The following is a 25,842-nucleotide window of genomic DNA, read 5'->3' as shown; positions in this document are numbered from 1 at the left end:
GGCTTATAGAGGATCGGTCACATCAAACGAGATGCCCGGTGATAAAGTCGCTGGCAACGTCAGGCTCTCGCTTTCCAGCGATGCCATCGGCCAGGCGCAGTAATCCGCAGCGTAAAACGCACTGGGGCGATGATTACCCGATGCGCCCACACCACCGAACGGCGCAGCGCTGGAGGCGCCGGTCAACGGTTTATTCCAGTTGACGATACCGGCCCGTGCTTCCTGCAGCAGTTGCTCAAACTGGCGACGATTTGGAGAAACCAGCCCAACGGCCAGACCGAAACGGGTCTGATTGGCAATCTCTAACGCTCGATCGAAATTGTCATAACGAATAATGCAGACCAAAGGGCCAAAATATTCCTCATCCGGCACGTCATTCACGCCGGTGATATCAATAATTCCCGGTGTCAGCACCGCGCCCTGCGCGTCTGGTCTGGTCATAGTCAGCAAGGCTTTCCCGCCCAGTTTGATCAGAGTTTCCTGCGCATCCATCATACGCTCCGCCGCCTGAGGGGAGATCACCGCGCCCATAAACGGCTGCGGCTGCTGATCCCAACGGCCAATCCGCAGCGACTGCGCCACGGCGATAAAACGTTGCAAGAAAGCATCGCCTTCTGCACCGCGTTTTACCAAAATCCGCCGCGAGCAGGTACAGCGCTGACCGGCAGAAATAAACCCAGACTGGATCGCCAAATTCACCGCCGCATCTCGGTCATCAATTTGTTCGACAATCAGCGCATTGTTACCGCCCATCTCCAACGCCAGCATTTTCTCCGGCTGTCCAGCCAGTTGACGATGCAACTGATAGCCGGTAGCGGCGCTGCCGGTAAACAGCACGCCATCGATATCATTCTGTCCGGCTAGCGCGATGCCGGTATCCCGTCCGCCCTGAACCAGATTCAGTACGCCCGGCGGAATTCCAGCCTGTTGCCAAAGTTTGACAGTTTCTTCCGCAGTTTTCGGTGTCAGTTCGCTAGGTTTAAACACCAGCGTATTACCTGCCAACAATGCCGGGACTATATGCCCATTGGGTAAGTGGCCGGGAAAATTGTACGGGCCAAACACTGCCAGTACACCGTGAGGTCGATGGCGCACCACGGAGCGCGCGTCGGCCATTGGCGATTCGCTGGTGCCGGTACGAACTTGATGAGCTTGCAGTGAAATATTCACCTTGCCAATCATGGCCTGAATTTCTGTCAGCGTTTCCCAATGAGGTTTGCTGGTTTCCAGACTGATGGTGCGTGCCAGTTGCTGTTTATGCTGTTCCAGCAGTACGGCAAAACGCTGAATAATTTCCACTCGCTGCGCTAACGACGTTTTCGCCCAAATCGGGAAAGCCGCTCGCGCCGCCTGACAAGCTTTGGCAACATCCTGCTCATCGGCTGCACGGGCTTGCCACAATAATTGCTGATCCATCGGATCGTGTTTTGCGAAAGGCTCACCCTTGCCGGTGTGCCATTCCCCTTGAATAAAAAGTGCAGCATGGGTCATTTTCGTGTCTCCGGGGAAAATAAGCTGACCAGACGAACCGTTCCGCCCTGTTCCACGCCAAGCGCGGCCGCACTTTCAGCGTTGAGGTGCAGAACCTCGTCAGTCAAATCGGTGTGAATCAACAGCGCACGAAAGTGATGATAATCATCATTCGCTACCAGATAAGCGGTGCCGCTGCCGTCTAGAATGACATCATCAATAGAAACCTGCCGTTTGGTACTTTGGCGCACTGCACGGATTTCATCCGTATTGGCTTCCAGCGTTGGACCACCGTCAAAAATGTCCACATACCCTTGGTATTGCAGGCCTTCGGTTTCCAACACCGCTCGCGCTGGCGCAGTATGAGGATGTACCTGGCCAATAACCGCCTGTGCTTCGGCCGCCAGAAAATCTACGTAAAGCGGATGTTTCGGCATCAATTCCGCAATAAAGGCTTTCTGACCAGTGCCGCTCAGATAATCCGCTTTGGCAAATTCAATAGAAAAGAAATGGCGTCCGACGTTTTCCCAAAACGGGGAGCGCCCCTGTTCATCGGTAAAACCACGCATTTCCGCGATCAGCTTGCGCGAGAATAACTGGCGGAAAGCGGCAATAAACAGAAAGCGCACTTTAGAAAGGAAAGGACCATTTTTTCCCTGGCGATATTCAGGATCGAGAAATAAAGTACACAGTTCGCTGTAGCCCGTGTGGTCGTTGCTCAAAAAGAGCGTCGGCACCGACTTGTAGACATTGAGGGTTTTCGACGCATGTACCAGCGTCCCCACGCGAAAGTTGTACCAAGGATCGTTCATGCCAACGGCAACCTCAATCGCGCTGACGCCCACCACCTTTTGACGCTCAGTGTCTTCCAAAACGAACAGGTACCCCTGTTCGCCCGGAGCCAAAGTTCCTTGCCAGGTGTTTAACGCCCGTTCAATGCGTGCTGCGAGATGTTGCTCATTTTGTGGCAGAGAAGTCATGCCGACGCCAGTTTTTCCAGCCAGTTCCAGGATATCGGCCAGATCCCGACGTTCTACCGGGCGAATAATCATCATAATCAAGGTCCTTTTTTACGGCGTTAATCCTACTGGCAAACCTGCGCAATCCCACGGGCAAGACGTGCCAGTCCCTCTTCGACGTCTGATTGAGAAATGATGAGAGAAGGAGCAAACCGCACCACGTCCGGCCCGGCAATCAGCGAAATCAGCCCGTGTTTGGCCGCGGCCTGAATAATGGCTTTGGATTGACCGGCATATTCGCGTTTTAACACGCAGCCAATCAGTAAACCGCTACCGCGGATCTCGGAGAACACGGGATAACGGGCGTTAATGTTTGCCAATCCCTGCTGGAACCACTGATGACGCTGCTTCACGCCGGATAGCACTTCGGGTGTGTTGATCAACCGCAGTACGGTTCCCGCCACGGCGCAGGCCAGCGGGTTGCCGCCGTAAGTGGTTCCGTGGCTACCAACGTTGAGCGCACCGGCAAAACGGTTGGTGGTCAGCATGGCAGCAATTGGGAAGCCGCCCCCCAAGGCTTTGGCACTGGTTAATACGTCCGGCGTTACGCCGTAATGCATATAGGCATAGAGTTCGCCGGTACGGCCGACGCCGGTTTGAACTTCATCAAAAATCAGCAAAGCGTTATGGCGATCGCATAAAGCACGCAGTCCGCGCAGGAATTCGGCGTCCGCCGGAACCACGCCACCTTCCCCCTGAATCGGCTCGACAATCACCGCGCAGGTTTGCTGATTGATCAACGCTTCCGCCGAGGCCAGATCGTTAAAAATGCCATGACTGATACCGCCTGGCAGCGGAGCAAAATCCTGCGAATATTTTGGCTGTCCACCAGCAGAAACGGTGAATAGCGTGCGGCCATGAAACGCGTTGCGGAAAGCCACGATCTGATTTTTCTCGCCCACTTGCCCCGGCAGGTTGGCGTAGGTATCTAACGCATACTTACGCGCCAGCTTCAGCGCCGCTTCGTTGGCCTCCGCACCGGAGTTACAGAAAAAAACCTTTTCAGCAAAAGTCGCGTCAATCAGTTGCTTGGCTAACCGCAGCACCGGTTCATTGGTATAACCATTGCCCAAATGCCACAGTTTTTCCGCCTGTTCATGCAAGGCAGCTTTAAGCGCCGGATGTCCGTGTCCCAAGGCATTGACCGCAATACCACCGGCAAAATCGATGTAAGATTTTCCTTCTTGATCCCACAGGGTTGCGCCTTCGCCACGAACCGGAATAAAGTCAGCCGGCGCATAGGTTGGCACTAGCCATTCATCAAATGATTGGCGGGTGACCGGGATTGGCTGTTCCATATAAACCTCTTTCTCAGCATGAGTTTGGGGTGTGAATGCTTACTGGCGAGCCAATGGCACTCTCTTTTGCCGCCGTCGCCTCACATTGATGGAGTGAGTACGGCGGAGGTAACATGTTATGTCGCGAAATGGCGACTACCGAAGTCGATTGAGTCGCCTTTCGTATATCCTGTTAACTATTCAGAATGAAACAGATTCACTTGATATAAAGTGTAGAGCAGCTTTTATGCTAGCAAGCCCAATATGTGAATAAAATGTATTTTTTTCGTAAAAACAAGAGTTTAAAATGCATAATTATGCAAAAGATGCAATTTATCGTGCATTAATTTATCAAGGAATGGCGTAATTACCGGGGGCTAGGCGAAACATTATTCAAATAATGTGAAGTTCTATTTTTGCTCTGCACGATCACATTTATGCAACACAATAATAACAGGCGTGTATGCTAACGCCCTATATATGGGCGGTGAATGCGTCAATTTAGTGCGTTTGTTCTGTCGAATTTGTGTCTGGTAGCAGGTCGATGGGTGAGCATTATTCTCACCCGCGATTTGGTTGGAAAAGAGTTAAGCGTGTTCGCGCTGTGAATATCCCTCTCTAACGACGCGCACTGAGCTGATAAACCAGTTGGCCGAGGGTTTTAATAGCCTGCTCGCTGTGGCTGCTCCATGGGAAGGAGGCATTGAGGCGGAAACAGTGATCAAACTGCTTCCCGGTAGTGAACATCCTCCCTGGCGCAATGCTGATCCCCTGCTCTAACGCGCGTAGATAAAGTTCATTGGTATTAAACGGCGGTTCCATTTCTACCCATAAAAAGAAACCACCGCCGGGATGACTGATTTTCACGTTTTGCGGGAAAGCTTCTGCAACCGCCTGATGCATGGTGTTCAATCGCTGTTCCATCACCCGCCGCAGGCGGCGCAGATGCGTATCGTACCCACCTTGAGTGAGATAATCGGCAATAGCCAGTTGAGTGGGCACACTGGCAGATACGGTGCTCATCAGTTGTAAATGCTGAATACGCTGAGCGTGAGCCCCCGCAGCCACCCACCCGACGCGAAAACCGGGTGCCAGACATTTGGAAAAGGAGGAACAGTGCAAAATTTGACGATGCTGATCCAACGCCTTGGCGGGCAGTGGTCGTTCCGCACCAAAATACAGCTCGCCATACACGTCATCTTCTATTAGCGAGATATTATTCTGCTGTAACAGGTTGACCAACCGCTGTTTATGGCTCCACGGCATGGTGGAACCCAGCGGATTCTGGAAATGAGTCATCAGCCAGCAAGCTTTAATCGGATATTGGCCGATAACCTGCTCCAAAGAATCCAGATCGATACCCAACTGCGGATGAGTGGTAATGGCAATGGCTTTTAATCGCAAACGCTCGATGGCCTGTAATGCGCCATAAAATGCCGGCGATTCAATCACGACCCAGTCTCCCGGCTCCGTCACCGCCTGCAAACTCAGGCTCAGAGACTCCATTGCGCCCGCGGTAATCACAATTTCTTCCGGCGAAACATTCATACCGCTGGCGGCGTAGCGTTGGGCAATATTCCTTCGCAGGCTCTCGTTACCCGGCGGCAGGTTAGTGACCGAGCTTTGTGGCGATATTTTCCGCGCTACGCTGGCCAGCGCTTTGGATAACCGCGGTTGCAGTAACAAACTGGGATCGGGGAAAGCAGAACCAAATGGGATAATCGCCGAATCTTTCCCCGCCTGTAGCACATCAAAGATAAAGGCGTTGATATCTACCTGCTCGGACAAATGCAGCTTGGTACCGCGTTGCGGCTGCGGTAGTTGGGTAGGTCGAGATGCCACATAGTAACCAGACTGCGGCCGCGCCACGATCCAGCCCTGACTTTCCAGCAGTTGGTATGACTGCACCACCGTCATCAGACTCAGCCCAGATTGCTTACAACTTTCTCGTAGCGATGGCAGTTTATCCCCGGCCTGCCATACTTTTGACTGAATTTGGGTACGAATCTGGCTGGCTAATTGCTCATATCGGGTCATAATTCATCTGTTATAGGTAATATTGCGTTAACTGTCACTATTATACCTACTTTAACCTGTGGTTAACTTGCTGCCAAGCCCGCCAGCCCGAAAAACCGCCTCGGGCATTGATGAACCCGCCGCATGACCGGTTTAGGATCTCAGCAATTGCCTCGAATAATTCTCCCACAGGGACAGGGTTTTCCGGTTCGGCGCTATCTGTTTCACGGCGATAACCATCACCTGCCGCGTTATTGCGATATACCGCTATGAAAAATAAAAGGAAGTACCATGTTTGATAAGGGGTCCCTATGTTTGGGTTAACTGCACTAGAACTGGCCCGCATTCAGTTCGCTTTCACCGTTTCGTTTCACATTATTTTTCCGGCAATCACTATCGGTTTAGCCAGCTTTCTGGCGGTGCTGGAAGGACTGTGGCTAAAAACCAAAAATCAGGATTACCGCGATCTTTACCATTTCTGGTCGAAAATCTTTGCGGTTAACTTCGGCATGGGCGTGGTGTCCGGTTTGGTTATGGCCTACCAGTTCGGCACCAATTGGAGCTTTTTCTCCGAATTTGCCGGCAGTATCACCGGCCCCTTGCTGACTTATGAAGTGTTAACCGCCTTCTTCCTCGAAGCCGGTTTTCTTGGTGTGATGCTGTTCGGTTGGAATCGCGTTGGCCCCGGCCTGCACTTTTTTGCTACCTGCATGGTGGCGCTGGGCACGCTGATGTCCACCTTCTGGATTTTAGCCTCCAATAGCTGGATGCAAACGCCGCAAGGCTTTGAAGTGGTGAACGGGCAGGTGGTACCGCTGGACTGGATTGAAGTGATCTTTAACCCGTCATTCCCTTATCGATTGGCACACATGTCTACCGCCGCCTTCCTGTCCTCCGCCTTCTTTGTCGGGGCGTCTGCCGCCTGGCATTTACTCCGTGGTCGCGATACTTCCGCCATGCGTAAAATGCTGTCAATGGCGATGTGGATGGCGCTGATCGTCGCGCCGATTCAGGCGCTGATTGGCGATGCACACGGCTTGAATACGCTGAAATATCAGCCAGCTAAAATTGCCGCTATCGAAGGACATTGGGAGAATCATCCCGGCGAGGCAACGCCGTTGGTGCTTTTCGGTCTGCCGGATATGGAGCAGGAAAAAAACCATTTCGCTCTGGAAATCCCCTATTTGGGTAGCCTGATTCTGACTCACAGCCTGGATAAACAGGTGCCCGCGCTGAAATCCTTCCCGCCAGAAGATCGCCCTAACGTACCCGCGGTGTTCTGGGCCTTCCGTATTATGGTGGCATTGGGGATGTTGATGATTGTGGCTGGCGTGTGGAGTCTGTGGTTACGCTGGCGCGGCGGTTTATACCAAAACCGAGCTTTCCTAAATTTTATCCTGTGGATGGGACCGTCCGGTTTGATCGCTTTGCTGGCCGGATGGTTTACCACTGAAATGGGACGCCAGCCTTGGGTAGTCTATGGGTTGATGCGAACTAAAGATGCGGTTTCCGGCCACGGCGAAATCCATATGAGCATCACGCTACTCGCCTTCCTGCTGGTGTATTGCTCGGTGTTTGGCGTGGGTTACGCCTACATGATGCGCCTGATTCGCAAAGGCCCGGTCAAACACGAAGGTGATTCACCGGAACAAGGCGGCCCAGGCCAACAGCGTACTCCGGCACGACCGCTGTCCGCCGTCAGTGACAGCCTAGACAATAACCATTCTGAAAGCCGCAGGAGCTAATTATGGGTATGGATCTTCCACTAATCTGGTTCGTTATTATTGTTTTCAGCACCATGATGTATGTGGTGATGGATGGTTTCGATCTAGGCATCGGCATGCTTTTCCCGTTGGTGAAAGACAGCCGTGATAGAGATTTGATGATGAACAGCGTAGCCCCAGTTTGGGATGGTAACGAAACCTGGCTGGTTCTTGGCGGGGCGGCGCTGTTTGGCGCATTCCCCTTGGCCTATGCGGTGATTTTGGACGCGCTAACCATCCCTCTCACCTTGATGCTATTAGGGCTGATTTTCCGTGGTGTCGCCTTCGAATTTCGCTTTAAGGCTACGCCGGAAAAACAGCATATCTGGGATAAAGCGTTTATTGGCGGATCATTGCTGGCTACCTTTACCCAAGGCGTGGTTCTGGGCGCCTTTATCAACGGGTTTGAAGTCACGGGCCGCGCCTATACCGGCGGTTCTTTCGACTGGTTGACGCCTTTCGCTCTGTTCTCCGGCTTGGGGCTGGTCGTGGCTTACTCGCTGTTGGGCTGTACCTGGTTGGTGATGAAAACCGAAGGCCATTTACAAGATACCATGCTGCGCTTGGCTACGCCGCTGACCTTACTCCTACTGCTGGTTATCGGCGCGATTAGCCTGTGGACGCCGTTGGCGCACCCGCAAATTGCCGAACGTTGGTTTAGTTTGCCTAATCTGTACTGGTTCCTGCCGGTGCCTATTCTGGTGTTGGTCGCCACCTGGGCGCTGTTGCGCAGCGTCAAAAATCGCGGCCACTATGCGCCCTTCCTGCTGACGCTGCTACTGGTATTCCTCGGCTACAGCGGTTTGGGCATCAGCGTCTGGCCTTATCTGATTCCGCCATCCATTACTTTCTGGGCCGCCGCTGCGCCCATGCAAAGCCTCGGCTTTATGCTGGTCGGCGCGCTGTTTATTATCCCGATCATTCTGGTTTATACCTTCTGGAGCTACTACGTGTTCCGGGGAAAAATCAATCACGATCAGGGCTATCACTGATTTCTCCGGGCTGGCGATCCCAGCCCGTTCGGATTCATTTGAACAACAGGAAATCCTATGTTTAAAAAAACGGCTCCCGCTTCGACAAGGCTGTCAACACCGGCACCTTGGTGGAAAAAATTGGGCTGGCTGGTGTTGATTTGGTGCGGCAGCGTATTAGCCCTACTGGCCGTCTCCATGCTGTTCCGTATGCTGATGACCGCTGCGGGAATGAAGAGCCATTAGCACTAACACTTTATCCACAAAAACGGTAAGGTAGCGGCGTTTATTGCTCAAAGGAATTCCGCTGAATGAAACGCTACCTGATCCCGATTGTTAATCAGGTTGCCCTGCTAATGCTGTTTTTAGGCCTGCTGGGACTGGCCGGCATGAGTATCTCTTCGTGGATGGCTCAAAGTATTCAGGGTAACGCCCACGCTATCAATAAGGCCGGGTCACTACGCATGCAAAGCTACCGTTTGCTGTCGATGGTGCCGCTGGATAGCCATGATTTACCCTATCTCGATGCGCTGGAGCAGGATAAAACCAGCGCTGACCTGCAACAATCCCTACAGCGGGAAGGATTAACCGAACAGTACCAGCGACTAAATCAGTACTGGATCCAAACTCTTAAACCTCGTTTACAGCAGGCTCAACGCCCCGAAGACGCGGCTGAGCAGGTTGCCAATTTCGTCCACCAGTTGGATGCACTGGTACTCGCCATCGATCACAAAACGGAACAGCGTATTGTTCTGGTATCCGTCATCCAATGGATTTTCATCGCGCTGACCCTGATCCTGCTTCTCGCCACAACCTTTTATCTACGTCGCCGTTTGCTTCGCCCATGGCTGCAACTGATCACCATGGCTAATGCCATTGCCCGAGGGGATTTTAGCCATCGTTATTCCCTGACTCGTCACCGTGACGAAATGGGCACACTCGGTCTGGCATTAAATCGCATGTCGCAGGAACTCTCATTGATTTATGCCGACTTGGAACAGCGAGTGGCTGAAAAAACCGCTGATTTACAGCAGAAAAATCAGGTGCTGGCCTTTCTTTACCAAAGCAGCCAGGAATTACATACCCACCAGCCGCTGGCGGATCGTTTAGAACCCATAATCAATCAGCTGAAGTTATTAACGCCGCTGAAAAACATTCAGATTTGCCTGTATAAAAATGGGGGCGAAGGTCAGGCCAACCCGCTGCATACTGCCCAGGGAACCATTATCAGCAGTCACGAGCTGGAGAACGCCTTGACGCCAGATCAACAGTGGGAATCCCTGAGTTGGAGCCTGAGCGATAAGCTGGAACAATACGGCTTATTATTGGCTAAACAGCCGGTGAATCACCCTTTGAGTGATGAACAGTTGCAGCTGATCCACATGTTGGTAGAACAGTTGACCAGTACGCTGGCGCTTGAGAGTCAGGCTAAACATCAACAGCAATTACTACTCATGAACGAACGCTCGGCCATTGCCCGCGAGCTCCACGATTCTATTGCTCAATCCCTTTCCTGCCTGAAAATTCAGATAAGTTGCCTGCAGCAGCAAACCAGGGATCTGCCAGAAGCCAGTCAGATATTGATGCAGCAAATGCGCGAAGAGTTAAATATCGCCTATCGCCAGCTAAGAGAATTGTTAACCACCTTCCGGCTTAAACTGAGCGAAGCTACGCTAAGCGCCGCGTTAGAGGCAACCGCCGCCGAGTTCAGCGAACGTATCGGTATTCCGGTTAATCTAGATTATCAGTTACCTAATGATGGGGTTCCTGTTCATCAGTCTATTCATTTGGTGCAGGTCGCTCGCGAAGCTTTGAGCAATATCTATAAACACGCTCAGGCTACCGAGGTTTCCATACGGGTTTATCGCGATAACGATGAGGTGGTGATGGTGGTTCAGGATAATGGGTTGGGTATTGGCGACAGTAGCGCACGGCCCAACCACTACGGGCTGATGATTATGCAAGATCGCGCGAACAATCTGGGCGGACACTGTGAAATACGCCAGCGGCCAGAAGGCGGCACCGAAGTACGAATTCAATTTACTCCGGATAATGACGATCTAGTTTGATTGAAATCCTAAATAAATACGGGCGGAGGAATTTCCCCGCCGCCTACTTTTAAATCTGATAATCGATAGCGCCTTGATCCCTTTCTTCTGCCAGTACCTGATATTTAATATTCTGCGCTGCCAGAGTCGGATGACGCAGCAGAATACATAGCCAGATAAATTACAAACCTAATAGTCATTCGCAATAATCCCGTCACGGCACGTTCTATAGCACTTTCGGTTCATGCAAATAATTATCATTCACACAACTCAGTGATACAATTGTTTCATCTATTCCGCTGCGCCCCAATTAGCTGAATATCCAATAGAATGAAAAGGATGAGAGAGTGACTACAGACACCACCGCCAATCAGCCCGCGAAACGCCCGACGCCACCTCGTTTGATACAAGTTAAAGAAGTGCTGGATATTTCACCACACCTGCGACGTATTACTTTCCACAGTGATTCATTAGCTGACTATCCAGCAGACTGCGCCGCTTCGCATCTGAAAGTATTTTTGCCTCAGCCGGGACAAACCCAACCCGCATTGCCGGTGTTGACCGATAAAGGCCCTATCTGGCCGGAGGGGGAAATGCGGCCGATTGTACGCACGTATACGGTACGCGCGGTGCGCCCTGCTTCCGGTGAAATTGATATTGAATTCGCCATGCACGATCATCCAGGTCCGGCGGTAGATTTTGCCCGCCATGCTCAGAAAAATGACTGGATCGGCATCAGCAATCCCGGTGGCCCACAGCCGATGTTACCTCCAGCACTGCATTATTATCTGGTTGGCGACCCTTCCTCCCTGCCAGCTATCGCCGCTCTGTTGGAAACCTTGCCTGCTCACGCGCAAGGTCAGGTCATCGTGCGCGTAGATAGCGCGCATGATGTGCTGGATTTAGATAAACCAGCTGGCGTTGAGCTAAATTGGGTTATCGGAGGAACCGAGAAAACTCATGAAATCGTCACTCAATTCTGTTCTTTCGCCTTGCCTACGGAAAATGTGATGTTTTGGCTGGCCGGTGAAGACAAGTTAGTGGTGCTACTACGCCGCTATTTGCGCCGCGAAAAAGGCTGTGAACGCGAACAGCTTTACGCCGTCCCTTACTGGCGCGAAGGGATGAATGAAGAGGCTTACCATCAGAAGCGCCATGATGTGATGGATAATCTCGACGGTTAAATTTCGAAATAAATCCTATATCCACTTGGACATATCGCCCTGATATGTCCATTCTTAATAAGCTAATTAACCAAATATCATTGTTTTTTAAAAAACGTGTAAAGAAACTCTGCCAAACCCTTGTTATTTGCTAATCTTAGTCTCTTTTTTTTGTAAATAGTCGCTTTATGTGCGTCAAACGGAGTTAACGCCACTTTAGAGCTATAAAATAATAAGGAGCGCACCTCAAATGAAGTCGCAAAACGATCCTGGCCGATCTAAATCTCGCCATCATGAGTATTCCCTGATTTTACCTGTTATCGCATTGGCTATTCTCAACGTCTGGGGCGATACCAACAACTTCACCGCTATCATTGTCATTAACCTGATTGCTCTGGTCGCCATTCTTAGCAGCGCTTTCAGCGTGGTTCGCCATGCCGACGTGCTGGCTCATCGCCTCGGTGAACCCTACGGATCGCTGATTCTTAGCCTCTCCGTCGTGGTACTGGAGGTGAGCTTAATTTCCGCTATGATGGCCACGGGTGACGCTGCCCCAGCGCTAATGCGGGATACGTTATATTCCATTATTATGATTGTGATTGGTGGGCTGGTCGGTGTGTCTCTGCTTTTGGGCGGCCGAAAATTTGCCACTCAGCACGTTAATTTAGTCGGCATCAAACAATATTTAATGGCAATATTCCCATTAGCCATTATTGTTCTGGTTTTGCCTTCTACCCTACCCGACGGAAATTTCAGCGTCGCGCAAGCGCTAGTCGTAGCAATGATTTCTGCGGCCATGTACGGCGTCTTCCTGGTTATTCAAACCAAGACTCACCAAAGTCTGTTTGTCTATGAACACGAAGATGAAAGCGATGATCCGAGCGATCCGCACCACGGAAAACCTTCATCACACAGTAGCCTGTGGCATACCTGCTGGCTGCTGGTACACCTGATCGCCGTTATTGCGGTCACCAAGTTTGACGCCAACCCGCTGGAAAGTTTATTGACTGAACTGAATGCGCCGGCCAAATTTACCGGCTTCCTGATCGCCTTATTAATCCTGTCACCAGAAGGTTTGGGCGCATTGAAAGCCGTATTGGCTAATCAGGTTCAGCGGGCAATGAACCTATTCTTCGGTTCCGTATTAGCCACTATTTCCCTGACGGTTCCAGCCGTTACCCTGATTGCGGTATTAACCGGACAGGAATTAACCTTTGGTCTGGAAGCCCCCCATATGGTGGTGATGGTCAGCGTATTAGTGCTTTGTCAGGTGTCGTTCTCCAGCGGGAGAACCAACGTGTTAAACGGCACGGCGCATTTGGCACTGTTCGCCGCTTATATGATGACCATAATGCTGTAATTCCGAATCGACACAAATAATCTAGGGCAAGCTTATGGCTTGCCCTTTTTATTTATATCCGACGATGCCTGACTAGCTGTTAACTGAATAAATGCACTGTGCCAAATAAACGCTGTTCTATGGCATCCAATATCCCATTGGACACACATCAGTCATAATTCTGTTCTCCATCGAAAGAAACCAAAGAACGTACTTCGTGCCCAACCCGATATTGATATTTTTCGCTCTGCTGTTCCATCGGTGGTTGCTGCTGCGAGGTGCATCCCACCAACAATATCAGACCCAATAGCAGACCTGCCCGTGGTTTCCCTATTTTTAATGACGACACACCAATGAGACGAGTGGTTATTTCCATATCTCACCTCTTCCCACTCTTTATTAAGGCAGCATTAAGCCCAGGCGTTTTATCATGAACACCATTTGGGTTAAATAACCAAAGAGTCGCCCAGATTTTGCTGATTCACTCTCGTAGCCAGTGCTAATAAGGCCTGAGGATTCACGCCAGCGAAATTGAATGATGCAAATAAGGCCAATATTTTATCGTTTGGAATCCTTGCGCTTCAAAGCGACAAATCTCATGTTTGACGATAATATTTCGGCACAAGAGTCATTTTTTTAGCAAAAATACCTGACAGCGGTGAAAAAATCAGGCCCCCGATAGTAATATCGGAGGCCTGTAGAACATTAAAATAGTCTGTCGTACAACCTACCTGTTGAACGGCTAGCGGTTGTACTGCCAATTACGCTAGCGTTTATTCCAACCTATCCCACCGTCGATTCTAAAATAGCTCCGCGTCCATCAATCTGTTTTAGCATCTCGCGACAGTATTATCAGGTATAGGCATTTAATGTGCGTTGGCACAATGCGGAACGCACGCAGTCTTGTTTGTCGAAACGAATAATGCCGATCATTTCATCCTCGGAGAAACGTTCCAGCGCATCACTGAGGCCAGATTTCACGCCGCGCGGTAAATCGCATTGGGTAACATCACCGTTAACGATTACCGTCACATTTTCACCCAATCGGGTCAGAAACATTTTCATCTGACTGGCGGTTACGTTCTGAGCTTCATCCAGAATCACTACCGCATTTTCAAACGTCCGTCCGCGCATATAGGCAAAGGGAGCAATCTCAACTTTACCGATTTCCGGGCGCAGGCAATATTGCATAAATGACGATCCTAAACGGCGTAGTAGAATGTCATAAACCGGACGGAAATAAGGCGCAAACTTCTCGGAAATATCACCGGGCAGGAAACCCAGATCTTCATCAGCCTGCAATACAGGTCTGGTAACAATAATCCTATCTATCTCTTTATGAATTAGCGCTTCCGCCGCTTTGGCAGCACTAATAAAAGTCTTACCACATCCCGCTTCGCCGGTGGCAAAGATGAGCTGTTTACTGGCTATGGCTTCCAAGTAATGACCCTGAGCTTCGGTTCGTGCCAAAATAGCGGAGGTATCGCGGCTGTCTCGCGCCATACCGATAGATTCAACACCGCCCATTTGAACTAACGATGTCACATTCTCTTCCTCACGTTGACGATGACTACGTGAATCACGTCTAATCACGCGTTTCGCTTCACGACGAGCTTTGATCACTGCTTTTTGTCTTCCCATAGTGGCACCTTACAGTTTGTTTCACCTACCGCAGCAGTCATTGCCTGCGCGATTATGTTTCACATACGGATTAGGTTTTGGCTTCCTTTGCAGCCAATAAGAGCCAATAAAAAATGCAAATAACCTGAACGATAAACCGTACTGGGTTTTGTCTGGTTCAGATTAATGCAGGAGGAACTTATCAGGGATGAACATAAAAAATCAGAGGGAGGGTTTTGGATCTTGGTTGACAATTCAGGGTCGGTGAGCCGGCCCTCGTTACAACGAGTTTCTGTAGTAAATACTTGGTTTTGTCTCAACAGCCCAAACAAGGACTTTACCATTAGCGATCCTCGCAGTGATAAACAACAGCCTAAGCTGTACACCGTGTGAAAATTACCGCCAGATGATTACAGTATAATGACACTCTCACATTTCGCGTGCTGCAAGTGTAAAAAAATATAATTTATTTATGCTGTACGTTTTTTGTTCTTATTAAAACATGGTCGGTTTCCGTTATTTACCCTTTGCCTGTCTCCAACATAATAGCAATCGACAATAGTGCCAATGTACACATTAACCCTATAAGCCTCCCTGCTCATAGAACACGCAATCGCCTGAATAACTCAAGGCAGCGAATAGCTTAAATCGCCGTTTGAAAATCCTGTAAGCGTCTCTTTTGTTTTCCGTCAGCAGTGAAATTTTCTGTGGATAACCATTGTGTTATCGCTCGTTTAACCTCCGGCCATTCACCATCGATAATCGAGAACCAATCGGTATCTCTATTACGCCCTTTTACCACTATGGCCTGTCTGAATTGGCCTTCGTATTTAAAACCATAGCGTTTAGCCGCATTCCGAGAAGGCTCATTGCAGGAATCACATTTCCATTCACAACGGCGATAACCTAAGGTATCGAACACGTAGCTGAGTAAAAGATATATGGCTTCGGTTCCGGCAGAGTTTCTTTTCAGTAATGGAGACCAATTAACCGAGCCTATCTCAATTACGCCATTGTTATTATCAATACGCATCAAAGCCACTGTGCCTATTACATGGCCTCCATGCGTATCCATCACGGCATAATGCACGGCATCGGTAGCGTTAATCATGCTTAGCATATAGTCATGAAACTCAGCCTCTGTTTCCGGACGCGCTTTGAAGAGATAAGTCCAATCGCGGTCATCTTCTATACTGTGATAAGCCTGATACAGCTGTTTTTCATGCTTGGCCATATTGACGGGTTCCAGATAACAGAAACGACCGTTCAGCACTTCTTTTTGCGGTAACAATGCGCCTTGCCAATCTGCCAATTCGTCGCCAATTGCTTGTCCAAACTCATTTAATCTCACGGCTATCCCTCTTTATACATTGAAAACGCTCGCCATCTTTTTCCCGGTTCCAAGCTAGCATAAGCGAAAGAAAAAAGGAGGAACGTGACAGTATTATTCGTCAACTATTGATCATGAAATCAACGGTAAACGATTCCGCTCTCGCTGTTGCATTTATTCCTAAATGGGGTGTAATAAACGTAAAATGATTTACCCAAAGAAAAGAATACGACACACTTAAGGCTAACTACTTAAATTTACGGTTAAAAATATGCCTGACTTTATTCGTCCCAAGCTCACGCTGCCTGATAACCAGAGTAAACTTCTGCTCCATTCCTGCTGCGCGCCTTGCTCCGGCGAAGTTATGGAAGCACTAAATGCGTCAGGCATCGAGTACACCATCTTCTTTTATAATCCGAATATTCATCCCAAACGTGAATATTTGATCCGTAAAGACGAGAATATCCGCTTCGCGGAGAAGCATAATATTCCTTTTATTGACGCCGATTACGATAGCGATAACTGGTTCGAACGCGCCAAAGGGATGGAGAAGGAACCTGAGCGAGGCATTCGCTGCACCATGTGTTTCGATATGCGTTTTGAACGCACTGCGCTATACGCCTATGAACACGGTTTTAACGTCATTTCCAGCTCATTGGGCATTTCCCGCTGGAAAAATATGCAGCAAATAAATGACTGTGGCAAAGGTGCGGCGGATAAATATCCGGGGATACGTTATTGGGATTATAACTGGCGAAAAATGGGCGGTTCATCGCGCATGATTGAAATCAGTAAGCGGGAAAAATTCTATCAGCAGGAATATTGTGGCTGCATTTATTCCCTACGCGATTCCAATCTACACCGCAAAACGCAGGGGCGAGATATCATCCGCATCGGCACCTTATATTACGGCGATGATAACGAAGAATCCTAACCACTCACCGATGATAAAGCATCAGGATAAAGTCAGCATCCCCCAGCCTGGCCGAGGGATGCTTATCTCAGAATATTTAACTTAATGACGGTTGCCGAGTTTCACATCCACCAAACGTCCATCCTCATCGTTATACAGAACGAAATTATTACCGCCTTTTAATTCAGCAATTAATTCAGCCTGAACCGATAAGGTGCTGGCTAATTCATGATCCTCTAAATGAGGACGATGCTGACGACGCTCAACCCGCCAACGAACCTGGTTATATTTCGCCCACGCAATCAGTACCAAGGCGTTAAATAGCGCAATCAGTAAATAAATCACGATGGTACTTAACCCTTCCAGCAGATAGATATGCAGCGGAATCGTCCCCGCGTGCGGGGCATGATGGACAGTGGCAAGCAACCCATTGACAAACAGATAGATAAAACCGCACCAGGCAAACGCGGTAATGATGATATCTATCAATTTCGGCAGCAAACGCTGCTCGGTTTGAATCAGAGGCGCACTCATTCTTTGATTCTCCCAATACCGCGATCCGGACTGACCCACCGGGCACGCTTACGTTTCACTTTCAGCATCACTTTTGGGAAAGCGACCAGCGTAGTAAATAAACTCAGCATCCAGTACACCATCGGATACCAAATGATCCAGAACAGCGACATGCCCAGTTTCGGCTCATAACGGCGTTCAATTACCAAACTAATGGCGAACTGGAGCAAACAGGTCAATGCTAGCACCATGCCGGTAAACGCCGGCGGGAATATATTCTCCACATGAATACCCGGCGGCAATGGCACCACAAAGCCAACGAAGAACAACAGAATACTGATGGCGTAGGTAAAGGCCCAGGTAATAGAAAGCGAATATTCGAGGAACAGTATCCACATCCGACGATTACGCCAGCGCCACAGCTTGAACATATTCTTCAGGAACACTTCTGCACCGCCCTGCGCCCAACGCAAACGTTGTTTCCACAATCCCCGCAAGGTTTCTGGCATCAGAATCCAGCACAGGCCGCGCGGTTCAAAGAACACTGCCCAATGCCGCACCTGTAACTTCCAGCTGATATCGATATCTTCGGTAATCATGTCTGGACTCCAATATCCCACGTCGGCCAGCGCCCTACGGCGGAAAGCCGCAACAACGCCGGAAACGGTGAATACCTGCCCATACACCCGCTGAGTGCGCTTAATCAGACCGATAATGGAAGAAAACTCCCCGACCTGAATACGCCCAATTAATGTGGAACGGGTACGAATACGCGGGTTTCCCGTCACTGCCCCCACCCGTGGATTTTCAATCATCGGAGCAACCAAATACGGCACCGCATGTTTATCCAGCAGCGCATCCCCATCGATGCACACCAGATATTCACTGCGCGCGGCGGCTGTGCCCATTTGCAGAGCAACCGCTTTACCCTGGTTTTGAGCCAGATGCAGCACCCTCAGGCGGCTATCTTCCTTTTGCAGTTCATCCAACACTTCGCCGGTGTTGTCGCTGGAGCCATCATTAATGGCGATCACTTCGATATTCTGATAGGTCTGCGCCAGCGCCGCGTGAATGGTCTCCCGCGCGTTCAATCCCTCGTTAAAGCATGGGATAAGAATGGAAACCAGCGGATTACCTTTCAGTTCCGGTGGTTCAACATCGCCCCCCCACGGCCAATGCCGCTCACGACGTAGCCAGAAGTAGACCCCTCCGGTTATCCAGATTCCTGACATAAATAACGGGTAGAAAAACACGAAGTTGAGCAGAACATCCCCGGTGAACATCAATACCATTCCCGCTGGGATACTCAACACTAAACATAAGATAATAAAAGCAATTATTCTATCTGTCATTTGAGTGGGTACCAGGCTGATGAGAGCGCAGGACGGATAGTCTCCAGCTGTGGTTCGCTGGTAATGAAGTTATCCGGGTAGTAACCAAAGTTTTGCGCGCCATTAAGCTGCAATTGGCGCATCCAATCAGCCAACACTTCGCCGCTGATTTCATCCTGCCCCTCGGCTTTTCTCCAGTTCAAGGCTTGCAATTCAAAGACGGTTTTATCCAAAGCCCCCGGCCGTTTAGCCACGGTTTTCACCATATTCGCCAGCCATTCGTCAGATTTAGACATTGGCACGCCTTCCATCAACGGCATCGCCATCGGTGCTACCCAGTCATAATTCGCCAGGAACTCATCGAAGTTTTGGGCAAACCAGGCTTCACTTTTTGGATCGATAATCGGCATAGCGTAGATATTGCGGGCAGATTTAATCTGCGGCCCACGAATCGCTTTGGTGTGCTCCATTAACTGATTGGTGAAATCAGTTAAATACTGGCTCTTAAACCGAGTCCAGCGGTTGAAGGTTTCCGGGTTCTGACGAATAGCCTGAATGGAATCAGGGAAACCGGCCTTTTTGTAAGCCGCCATCGCATCCGGAGAAGCATCCTCAAAATCGCTCATCAGAGCGTCATCGTGGAATAGAATGCCTGAGAACGGCGCATAACGCGCCAAATCTTCATACACTTCAATAATGCGCTGACGGTTGACCGCATTAAACGGCGTCAGGCGATGATACGCCTTGGGATCGACATCAACCTTTTCGGTTTCAATATTTATCCGTTGAATGCGCGGCAGTTTAGGATCCATTTCGAAGGCCAGAACCGGCATCCAGGCATAAACCCGCACCTCAGCGCGAGAGGCCAGCTGCCATGAAACCCGGTTAAACAAATCAGCACGCATCGGTATCCAACGGTTAGGGAAATACACCTGACGAATATTCCCGTCGCCTTTTGGATCAGAGAATGCCTGTAGGAACACGGTATTTATCCGAAGGTCATAAATGCGCTGAATCAGTTTATCCAGATTTTTCCCTTGCTGGACAGGATCGGGATCGTAGAGATAATCCAGATCAACGTGCGCCACGCGCATGATCTCTTTTTCCTGCACGCTATTGACGGACTGCGCAAAATCTTTGATGGGAGGATTATTGCTGATCAAAATGCGTGGAATACTCATTAAATTATTCACGTTGCCAATACCCGGCTCCAACGTGAAGGCCAGTTGATAACCGTGGTTGGCGACAATTTCCAGCGCCGTGCCCCCTGCCGCACCATACGGCCAGACCCAAGCCCGCGGCGATTTTCCCGTAGCCTGTTTGATCCGCTCAGTAATCAGCGCCACGTCTTTTTCCATGCGTTGACGATAAGCGGCTTCCGATTCGTAGGTTTGAGTTTTACGATCGTAAATACGGCTCACCGCCGCCGGTTCGGTATTCCCTTGCGGGTTGCCGTTGGCACCATAGTGAGAAGCATAGGTATGCGCACCAATTTCGACTAAACCAGAGCGCGACATTTCGCGGATCTGATCCCAGGTAGCAAAGCGCTTGCGGTCAGTCATTAATCCGCCAAAGTTCACCTTTTTATCCATCGGCGTATCCAACCAAGTGCCAACCGGTGCCAATAAGGCCGGCCAGTTATAGGCGATCAACAGCGGATAAACTCTTTCGTAAAAGCTGCTGTAACCGTCATCAAACGTCAGTAAAACGGCCTTTTTCGGCAAAGGTTTACCGCCATTACGCGCGGTTAAAATCTGCTCAATGGAGACCGGAACATAGTTATTGTTCCGCAGCCAGGCAAATTGATCGTTCAATGCGCTGCTACGCACGCTGAGGTAGCGCTGATCGGCAGCTACGTCTTCCACGTCGTGGTAGGCGATAACCACAAAGTCATTGGTTTTCCAAGGTTTTTCACTTTGCGGCAACGTCCGCATCGCCGGTGGGGTAAACTCTGGAATATCTGACTCCGCGTAAGAGGCAGGCACCAGCGTTACTATCCCAACCACGAGCAGCCGGATTAAGAATGAGAATGTCGGCATGGCGAGGATTCCTTAAAAGCGATAGTTCATGTCAAAAGATAGCTGGACGTCACGTTCCCGTTTCCCATCGTACGGGCGCTTATCCCAGGTTACGGAAACACCGGTATCCACTACGTCATTCCACTGAATGCGCTGTCCATAACCCACGGAGGTTACGGCTCCGGTTCCGTAATTTTTTTCCCAATACGTCCCGGCTCCGAGCTGAAGCTGTTGGCTCCAGACGGTTTTATAACGACGGTACATAATGTGGTCGAAAGTTAGCGACGGCACGGCAGAGAAGTCCCTTTTCGGGTTGTAATACAAGGTGTCTTCTTTGGTATTTTGGCTACTGGACAAATCCAGATTCAGATCGACGGACAAGTACGGCGCGGTATACACCCGCTGGCGACCGTTGAACGCGTATTCCCAACGATGGTTACCGTCAGAGAAGTGTGACGGTGTCACGCTTAGCTGTGCATCCTGACGATCGCTGCCATTCCAACGGACAAACAGGTTTGCGCTGTCCGAATTAACGTTATTTTTCAAGGCACGAAGCGGCGTGTTTTTTGCCAGTTTCTCCGCAGAACCTCCGATGCGCCAATGGTCATTGAAGTCATGCCAAGCGGATAAGCGCCCGCCGACCTTATTGCCATAACCATAATTATGGTTGGCGACCTCAGCTTCTACCCAGTTATTGCGAGCAGTAAATTCGGCCCCTAAACGTAGCACCCGGTTGATGCCACGGCCTTCTTCGAAATGGCTATTATCAAAGGAACCGCCGGTAAATACGCGCCAGTTTTCATCAATGGGCGGGCTATACAATAGCGCCTCAATGCCCTGATCGTTTTTACCGCTGAGTGGACTATCCGATGCCAAAGTGCGTCCGCCGGAAATGCGCAGCTCCGACATATGGCGAATCTGACGTTGACGAGCCAGCTCCTGAGTTGTGACGTTTTCCGGCACGCGGGCAACCAGATCGTCAATCAGTAATTCAAACTGCCGCCATTCTTGCAACTCCAGCGCGGTTTCAGCCTGCGCCGCCTCAAGAGTAATACTGCTCGGCTCCAGGCTTTCAACTTGCTTCAGTTCTCTTTCTGCCCGACGCGGCCAGCCGCGCGTGGCATACACTTTGGCTAATGCAATTCTCAGATCCATATTGACCGGCGCGGTACCGGTCAGCTTGGTTAAACGACGTTCAGCCGCCGGTAATTCATCAGAATTAACTTCCGATTGGGCCAACAAAAACTGCCCCTCCAACCATTCATCATTTGGTGTTCTGACCGGCAGGTTATACATAAACAGCTGATAAGGTGCCTGATTGCTCACCGCATTGGCAAAGGCCTGAGCTTTATCCAGTTGCTCGCTCTCCAGCAACGCGTAATAAGTGGCATCAATATCTTCCAGTCCCATATTCTTCGCAACGGTTTTGCCGTCTTTGAAGTACATGTCGCTGAGAATGGCCGCCGCTTTTTCCGGCTGACGACGGTCGATATAGGCGCTAGCCGCCCAGCGCTGCGCGTAGCCTGGCAGGGTATAACCTTCACGCTGCATCGCTTCATAATCGTTAATCAGACGGGTCATTTGCGCGCGAGCCAACATTGCCCCCAGTCGGTCAATACGCGCCTGTTGATAGTCCGTCTGGGTTTCGGGGTTGTTCTGCCACGCGATCAGCAGCGCAAGATAGTGTTCCAACGCTTGATCGGCCAGATCAAAACGCTGTTGTTCGCTGCGTGTCGGCAGGCTAGCCTGGCGTACTTTTTCCGCCAGCGCGTCTCTTTCAAGCTGCCGCATCTGCGCCGGAGTGAATAGTTTGCTATTTTCCTGCGCAACTTTTAATGCGGGAGCCGCCACACGGTTCTTTTGCAGCATGGCAACATGATTCTTTATCACTTCGGGGGAGACCGGTGTAAAATCCATCGCCTTGGTCGCCGCTTCCAGTGCAGCGTAGTGACGATTGGCCGCGCTGTGCAAATAGGACAGCGCCAGATAGCTCTGGGCAGAAGGCGTTCTCTTCACCAATTCGGTGGCTTTTTGCAATGCCTCTTTATCACGACCGGCGTCAGCCTGAGTCATGATCATCGCACTGATCAATTCGGTGTTATTAGGATCAGCTTTCAGGCTGGCCTGCCAAAGTGCTAACGCCTGATCCCAACGTTTTTGATTACGATAGGCGCGCGCGACCGCAGCCAATCCTCTGGCCGGTATTTGCATACTGGATTGATAACGTTGATAAATGGCAATAACGTCATTATCGTGCCCTGCCCAACCGGCAATTTGTAGCCAGTCGGCAACCTGCCCGCTATTAAGCATTCCTGCAGAAGACGCTTTTTGTAGAAAATCTAGAATTGGCGTGGTATTGCCATCCCTTGCTTGAATAATTAATGAATCATAGTGTGTATCTGCGACAACTGGATTAACTGCTAGCCCTGAAACAAATAATGCCAATAAAGTCATTCTGGGTCTTTGAAATGGACGCAGCAGCGTTAATATCGCTTTACTCATTTTATAACCCTTTAGCGAACGTTTTGTTTAATGATAAAACAGCACTATCGAGCAACATCCGTATCCCAATAAAAACAAGGTGAGATTCAGCTGAGATGAAAAGATTGCAAGATGTTAATTATAGTATCTTAAAGAAAATACGCCTGTCGATTTCTTACAAAGATAATTTATTCAAAAAGTAAGGTCAATAGCCTGACTTAACCGATATTTAAAGGCCATCCACCTGCATTCTTGCCACATAAAGCACAATAAACAACTGAATAGTCCAAATCTACGCAATTCCTTAGCGCAAAATATCGCGCCAAGCAGACAAAATGAAGATTTGAAAAAACAACAAAAAAAACTTAAAATTCAACAAGTTGCATAACAAGATGTCAAAATAAAGCAGAACGCGCCTAGAAATAAGTAGTTTATTGACCTAGATATAATTACGGAAAAGAATATTTATATTAAAAGATAGGGAAATTCATTTATTCCAATAAGCTTATTGATTTTTTATAGACACGTGCTTTTATCATCCATAGCCCGCCCTATTCAGGGCTAATCTATTGAATTGGTTAGCGTTCTATTTTTCATATTAATCAATGATGTCATTTTTTTGATTGAGTCTAATGGGGGGGATGTTCAATGAAGGGTCAAGCAATAGCCGCATAGCATTAAATTTTGTTGAGTTAATGACAATAGCTAGGAAAAAACCTAATTATCTCCATCACGCTAGAATAAGAATTTTCTCAACTTTTAATTAAAGGCAGAGTGGATTATGTGTAGGCAACGGTAGCAATCATTCAAACCTTATTCCTCCTCATTCCAAACCCGAATTATCTGTTTATATCTCCTCCCTCTTTTCATTAAATCATTCGCAATAAGCATGCAAATAGTTTCTCAATACGATAGCGTGATTATGCTGCGCGTCTTTGCTACCGTAGAGCAAAGTCAGTGGTCTCTCCTTTGCTATTTCAAGCAACGGACGCCATACAACAGCATTGCTATTTAATTGCATCGTGTAATCTTTTACAAAAGCCGGCCAATCACCTTGTTGATGAAACTGTTTCCGCAGTTCATTCGTTGGGGCGATCTCTTTAAGCCAGATAACACCGTTCAGCCGAACTTTAGTTATTCCACGTGGCCACAGACGATCTATTAGAAAAGTATCGGGATCATAAGGAGGATGAACATCGTAGACTCTTTTAAGAATAATATTCATATACCGCATTTTCTTCTCCTGCCTGTACCCGACTGATGCCGTAAATGCTGGCAGCCATCATCGCCTACCAGCTTCGTATCACTTATTTTCATGCTGAAATCTTACTCAGATTTCCAGGACCATCAGAGCGGAAGGGAAACCAGTTCTCGCGGCAATTTGCTCAAGAACTCAATGCCTGTCTCAGTGACCAATATCATATCCTCGATCATGATAGCGCCCACTCCGTGGCCGTAGTAAGGCGTTTCCAGGCTCATAACCATACCGGGCTGGAACACTTCCGTCGCCTGCGTGCTGACAAATGGCGCCTCTTCCAAACCGAGGAAGACTCCGTCGCCATGCCCCAAATGACCACGGTTGTACTGCTTCAAGCCTGATTTCCGGATAACATCCATCGTAGAATCAAATACATCTTTTAACGCGACGCCGGGCGCGACCATACTCAGCATGTGTTCATGTCCAAGACGAATGCTGTCGTAAATTCGCTGAACCAACGGCGTAGCTTGCCCAAGCACCATGGTTCGGGCAATATCAGCGCCATATCCGGCGACGTCCACGCCACAATCAAATTTAATCAGATCGCTATGCTGCGCCCCGGCGGTTTCTGCTATTAGCTTAGGTGCAAAATTCTCGCCGATGCTGATCAGATGAAAGCGTGAAAGGTTGGTTTCTGGGTGCTGCATAATGGCAGCTTTATAGGCTGCGGTTAACTCAGATGATGTGCAGCCGTGCCGAATTAGTTTACTGGCTTCCGTAATGCCATATTCGGTGATCTCTGCGCTTTTACGTAGATAGGCTATTTCCCACGGACTTTTAATCACCCGGATTTCATTGAAAATCGGCGTAGAATCTACCCACTGCACCCCAGGCGCAACGCGATCCAATACAGTTTTGCCACCGTGAGACATCGCATTTAATTCGATGGCAATTTTTTTATCCAATACGCCAGCATCACACAATGCCGCTTTTAACAAATTGAAGACGGCCGTTACCGGCGGGCCAATCGGGCGCTCTCGCCGTTTATTCGATTGCTCTGGATTAAAGGGATCGTCGACGTCTACCCATACCGGGAAGGTTTTCAGCTCCACATTAGGCATATCAAAAGTTACGCCAGCGGCTTCAAATTCATTCATGATGATCAGTGACGGTAAGTGGGGATCGCGAAATAATACCGCCACCGCCGCACCGGTATGGCGGAAGGTATACATAAAGAAACTGGCAAAACCGGTGAGGTAATAAAAGTTATCGCACAGGGTGACGACCAGAGCATCGATCTTCTCACGCTCCATCACCGCTCTGGCTTTCTCACTAACGCCCTGCAAATGTTTGATTTTTTCGTTGTCCACTG

At 49.5% G+C, this 25,842-nt stretch carries 20 protein-coding genes; 7 read left to right on the top strand and 13 right to left on the bottom strand.

Annotated features, from left to right (window positions below; all coding sequences use genetic code 11):
* Positions 1–3: 3 nt before the first annotated feature.
* From astD to PL78_RS04135, 4 genes are all read right to left on the bottom strand, one after another.
* Positions 4–1,491 carry a succinylglutamate-semialdehyde dehydrogenase gene (gene astD, locus PL78_RS04150; RefSeq protein ID WP_064513372.1) on the bottom strand — a complete coding sequence of 496 codons (1,488 nt, stop codon included), beginning with the start codon at positions 1,489–1,491 and terminating at the stop codon, positions 4–6.
* Complete coding sequence (gene astA / locus PL78_RS04145) at positions 1,488–2,525, bottom strand: arginine N-succinyltransferase (protein WP_064513369.1); 1,038 nt, start codon at positions 2,523–2,525, stop codon at positions 1,488–1,490. Before astA ends, astD begins: the two co-directional genes overlap by 4 nt.
* Positions 2,526–2,554: 29 nt before the next feature.
* Positions 2,555–3,787: an aspartate aminotransferase family protein gene (locus tag PL78_RS04140; protein ID WP_064513367.1), complete on the bottom strand. Its 1,233-nt coding sequence runs from the start codon at positions 3,785–3,787 to the stop codon at positions 2,555–2,557.
* A gap of 597 nt (positions 3,788–4,384) precedes the next feature.
* Positions 4,385–5,803: an aminotransferase-like domain-containing protein gene (locus PL78_RS04135; RefSeq protein ID WP_064513365.1), complete on the bottom strand. Its 1,419-nt coding sequence runs from the start codon at positions 5,801–5,803 to the stop codon at positions 4,385–4,387.
* 290 nt (positions 5,804–6,093) lie between these two features.
* Here PL78_RS04135 and PL78_RS04130 point away from each other — a divergent pair, with 290 nt between their 5' ends.
* The 6 genes from PL78_RS04130 to chaA all read left to right on the top strand — a co-directional run bounded on the left by PL78_RS04130 (position 6,094) and on the right by chaA (position 13,087).
* A complete protein-coding gene (locus PL78_RS04130) occupies positions 6,094–7,527 on the top strand; it encodes a cytochrome ubiquinol oxidase subunit I (RefSeq protein ID WP_064513363.1) in 1,434 nt (477 codons plus the stop codon).
* Positions 7,528–7,529: 2 nt separating this feature from the next.
* Positions 7,530–8,537, top strand: a complete 1,008-nt coding sequence (cydB, locus tag PL78_RS04125) for a cytochrome d ubiquinol oxidase subunit II (protein ID WP_064513361.1) — start codon at positions 7,530–7,532, stop codon at positions 8,535–8,537.
* A gap of 57 nt (positions 8,538–8,594) precedes the next feature.
* Positions 8,595–8,762, top strand: coding sequence for a DUF2474 domain-containing protein (locus PL78_RS04120; RefSeq protein WP_064513359.1), 168 nt, complete (start codon positions 8,595–8,597; stop codon positions 8,760–8,762).
* Positions 8,763–8,827: 65 nt separating this feature from the next.
* On the top strand, positions 8,828–10,585 hold the full coding sequence (narX, locus tag PL78_RS04115) for a nitrate/nitrite two-component system sensor histidine kinase NarX (protein WP_064513358.1): 1,758 nt from the start codon (positions 8,828–8,830) through the stop codon (positions 10,583–10,585).
* A gap of 326 nt (positions 10,586–10,911) precedes the next feature.
* Complete coding sequence (locus PL78_RS04110) at positions 10,912–11,748, top strand: siderophore-interacting protein (RefSeq protein WP_064513356.1); 837 nt, start codon at positions 10,912–10,914, stop codon at positions 11,746–11,748.
* 229 nt (positions 11,749–11,977) lie between these two features.
* Positions 11,978–13,087, top strand: a complete 1,110-nt coding sequence (gene chaA, locus PL78_RS04105; RefSeq protein WP_064513354.1) for a sodium-potassium/proton antiporter ChaA — start codon at positions 11,978–11,980, stop codon at positions 13,085–13,087.
* 148 nt (positions 13,088–13,235) lie between these two features.
* Here chaA and PL78_RS04100 read toward each other — a convergent pair whose 3' ends face one another.
* From PL78_RS04100 to PL78_RS04090, 3 genes are all read right to left on the bottom strand, one after another.
* Complete coding sequence (locus PL78_RS04100) at positions 13,236–13,442, bottom strand: hypothetical protein (protein ID WP_064513352.1); 207 nt, start codon at positions 13,440–13,442, stop codon at positions 13,236–13,238.
* 476 nt (positions 13,443–13,918) lie between these two features.
* A complete protein-coding gene (phoH, locus tag PL78_RS04095) occupies positions 13,919–14,707 on the bottom strand; it encodes a phosphate starvation-inducible protein PhoH (RefSeq protein ID WP_064513349.1) in 789 nt (262 codons plus the stop codon).
* A 622-nt stretch (positions 14,708–15,329) separates the two neighbouring features.
* Entirely contained in the window at positions 15,330–16,037 is a 708-nt protein-coding gene (locus PL78_RS04090) for a GNAT family N-acetyltransferase (protein ID WP_064513347.1), read from the bottom strand.
* Positions 16,038–16,287: 250 nt separating this feature from the next.
* Between PL78_RS04090 and PL78_RS04085 the strand changes: the two genes are divergently transcribed.
* A complete protein-coding gene (locus PL78_RS04085) occupies positions 16,288–16,950 on the top strand; it encodes an epoxyqueuosine reductase QueH (RefSeq protein WP_064513345.1) in 663 nt (220 codons plus the stop codon).
* Positions 16,951–17,031: 81 nt separating this feature from the next.
* Here PL78_RS04085 and pgaD read toward each other — a convergent pair whose 3' ends face one another.
* The 6 genes from pgaD to PL78_RS04055 all read right to left on the bottom strand — a co-directional run bounded on the left by pgaD (position 17,032) and on the right by PL78_RS04055 (position 25,840).
* Positions 17,032–17,463 carry a poly-beta-1,6-N-acetyl-D-glucosamine biosynthesis protein PgaD gene (gene pgaD, locus PL78_RS04080; protein ID WP_064513342.1) on the bottom strand — a complete coding sequence of 144 codons (432 nt, stop codon included), beginning with the start codon at positions 17,461–17,463 and terminating at the stop codon, positions 17,032–17,034.
* The gene (gene pgaC, locus PL78_RS04075) at positions 17,460–18,794 is read right to left on the bottom strand and encodes a poly-beta-1,6-N-acetyl-D-glucosamine synthase (RefSeq protein ID WP_064513340.1); all 1,335 of its coding nucleotides are present in this window, start codon (positions 18,792–18,794) and stop codon (positions 17,460–17,462) included. The genes pgaD and pgaC overlap by 4 nt, the downstream gene beginning before the upstream one ends.
* A complete protein-coding gene (gene pgaB / locus PL78_RS04070; protein ID WP_064513338.1) occupies positions 18,791–20,812 on the bottom strand; it encodes a poly-beta-1,6-N-acetyl-D-glucosamine N-deacetylase PgaB in 2,022 nt (673 codons plus the stop codon). Before pgaB ends, pgaC begins: the two co-directional genes overlap by 4 nt.
* Positions 20,813–20,824: 12 nt before the next feature.
* Positions 20,825–23,293 (bottom strand): poly-beta-1,6 N-acetyl-D-glucosamine export porin PgaA, encoded by a 2,469-nt coding sequence (gene pgaA / locus PL78_RS04065; protein ID WP_064513336.1) that lies wholly within the window; start codon positions 23,291–23,293, stop codon positions 20,825–20,827.
* A gap of 853 nt (positions 23,294–24,146) precedes the next feature.
* A complete protein-coding gene (locus PL78_RS04060; protein WP_120806253.1) occupies positions 24,147–24,497 on the bottom strand; it encodes a DUF488 domain-containing protein in 351 nt (116 codons plus the stop codon).
* Positions 24,498–24,619: 122 nt separating this feature from the next.
* Positions 24,620–25,840, bottom strand: a complete 1,221-nt coding sequence (locus PL78_RS04055) for a M24 family metallopeptidase (protein ID WP_064513331.1) — start codon at positions 25,838–25,840, stop codon at positions 24,620–24,622.
* Positions 25,841–25,842: the final 2 nt, after the last annotated feature.

Origin of the sequence: Yersinia entomophaga (genome assembly GCF_001656035.1) — a bacterium.
GTDB classification, from domain to species: domain Bacteria; phylum Pseudomonadota; class Gammaproteobacteria; order Enterobacterales; family Enterobacteriaceae; genus Yersinia; species Yersinia entomophaga.
This window is presented reverse-complemented; position numbering and strand designations above follow the sequence as displayed.

Bases quoted from the DNA above. Each gene is read 5' to 3' on its own strand.
- astD (WP_064513372.1), bottom strand. From the start codon at position 1,491: ATGACCCATGCTGCACTTTTTATTCAAGGGGAATGGCACACCGGCAAG.
- astA (WP_064513369.1), bottom strand. From the start codon at position 2,525: ATGATGATTATTCGCCCGGTAGAACGTCGGGATCTGGCCGATATCCTG.
- PL78_RS04140 (WP_064513367.1), bottom strand. From the start codon at position 3,787: ATGGAACAGCCAATCCCGGTCACCCGCCAATCATTTGATGAATGGCTA.
- PL78_RS04135 (WP_064513365.1), bottom strand. From the start codon at position 5,803: ATGACCCGATATGAGCAATTAGCCAGCCAGATTCGTACCCAAATTCAG.
- PL78_RS04130 (WP_064513363.1), top strand. From the start codon at position 6,094: ATGTTTGGGTTAACTGCACTAGAACTGGCCCGCATTCAGTTCGCTTTC.
- cydB (WP_064513361.1), top strand. From the start codon at position 7,530: ATGGGTATGGATCTTCCACTAATCTGGTTCGTTATTATTGTTTTCAGC.
- PL78_RS04120 (WP_064513359.1), top strand. From the start codon at position 8,595: ATGTTTAAAAAAACGGCTCCCGCTTCGACAAGGCTGTCAACACCGGCA.
- narX (WP_064513358.1), top strand. From the start codon at position 8,828: ATGAAACGCTACCTGATCCCGATTGTTAATCAGGTTGCCCTGCTAATG.
- chaA (WP_064513354.1), top strand. From the start codon at position 11,978: ATGAAGTCGCAAAACGATCCTGGCCGATCTAAATCTCGCCATCATGAG.
- PL78_RS04100 (WP_064513352.1), bottom strand. From the start codon at position 13,442: ATGGAAATAACCACTCGTCTCATTGGTGTGTCGTCATTAAAAATAGGG.
- phoH (WP_064513349.1), bottom strand. From the start codon at position 14,707: ATGGGAAGACAAAAAGCAGTGATCAAAGCTCGTCGTGAAGCGAAACGC.
- PL78_RS04085 (WP_064513345.1), top strand. From the start codon at position 16,288: ATGCCTGACTTTATTCGTCCCAAGCTCACGCTGCCTGATAACCAGAGT.
- pgaD (WP_064513342.1), bottom strand. From the start codon at position 17,463: ATGAGTGCGCCTCTGATTCAAACCGAGCAGCGTTTGCTGCCGAAATTG.
- pgaC (WP_064513340.1), bottom strand. From the start codon at position 18,794: ATGACAGATAGAATAATTGCTTTTATTATCTTATGTTTAGTGTTGAGT.
- pgaB (WP_064513338.1), bottom strand. From the start codon at position 20,812: ATGCCGACATTCTCATTCTTAATCCGGCTGCTCGTGGTTGGGATAGTA.
- pgaA (WP_064513336.1), bottom strand. From the start codon at position 23,293: ATGAGTAAAGCGATATTAACGCTGCTGCGTCCATTTCAAAGACCCAGA.
- PL78_RS04060 (WP_120806253.1), bottom strand. From the start codon at position 24,497: ATGAATATTATTCTTAAAAGAGTCTACGATGTTCATCCTCCTTATGAT.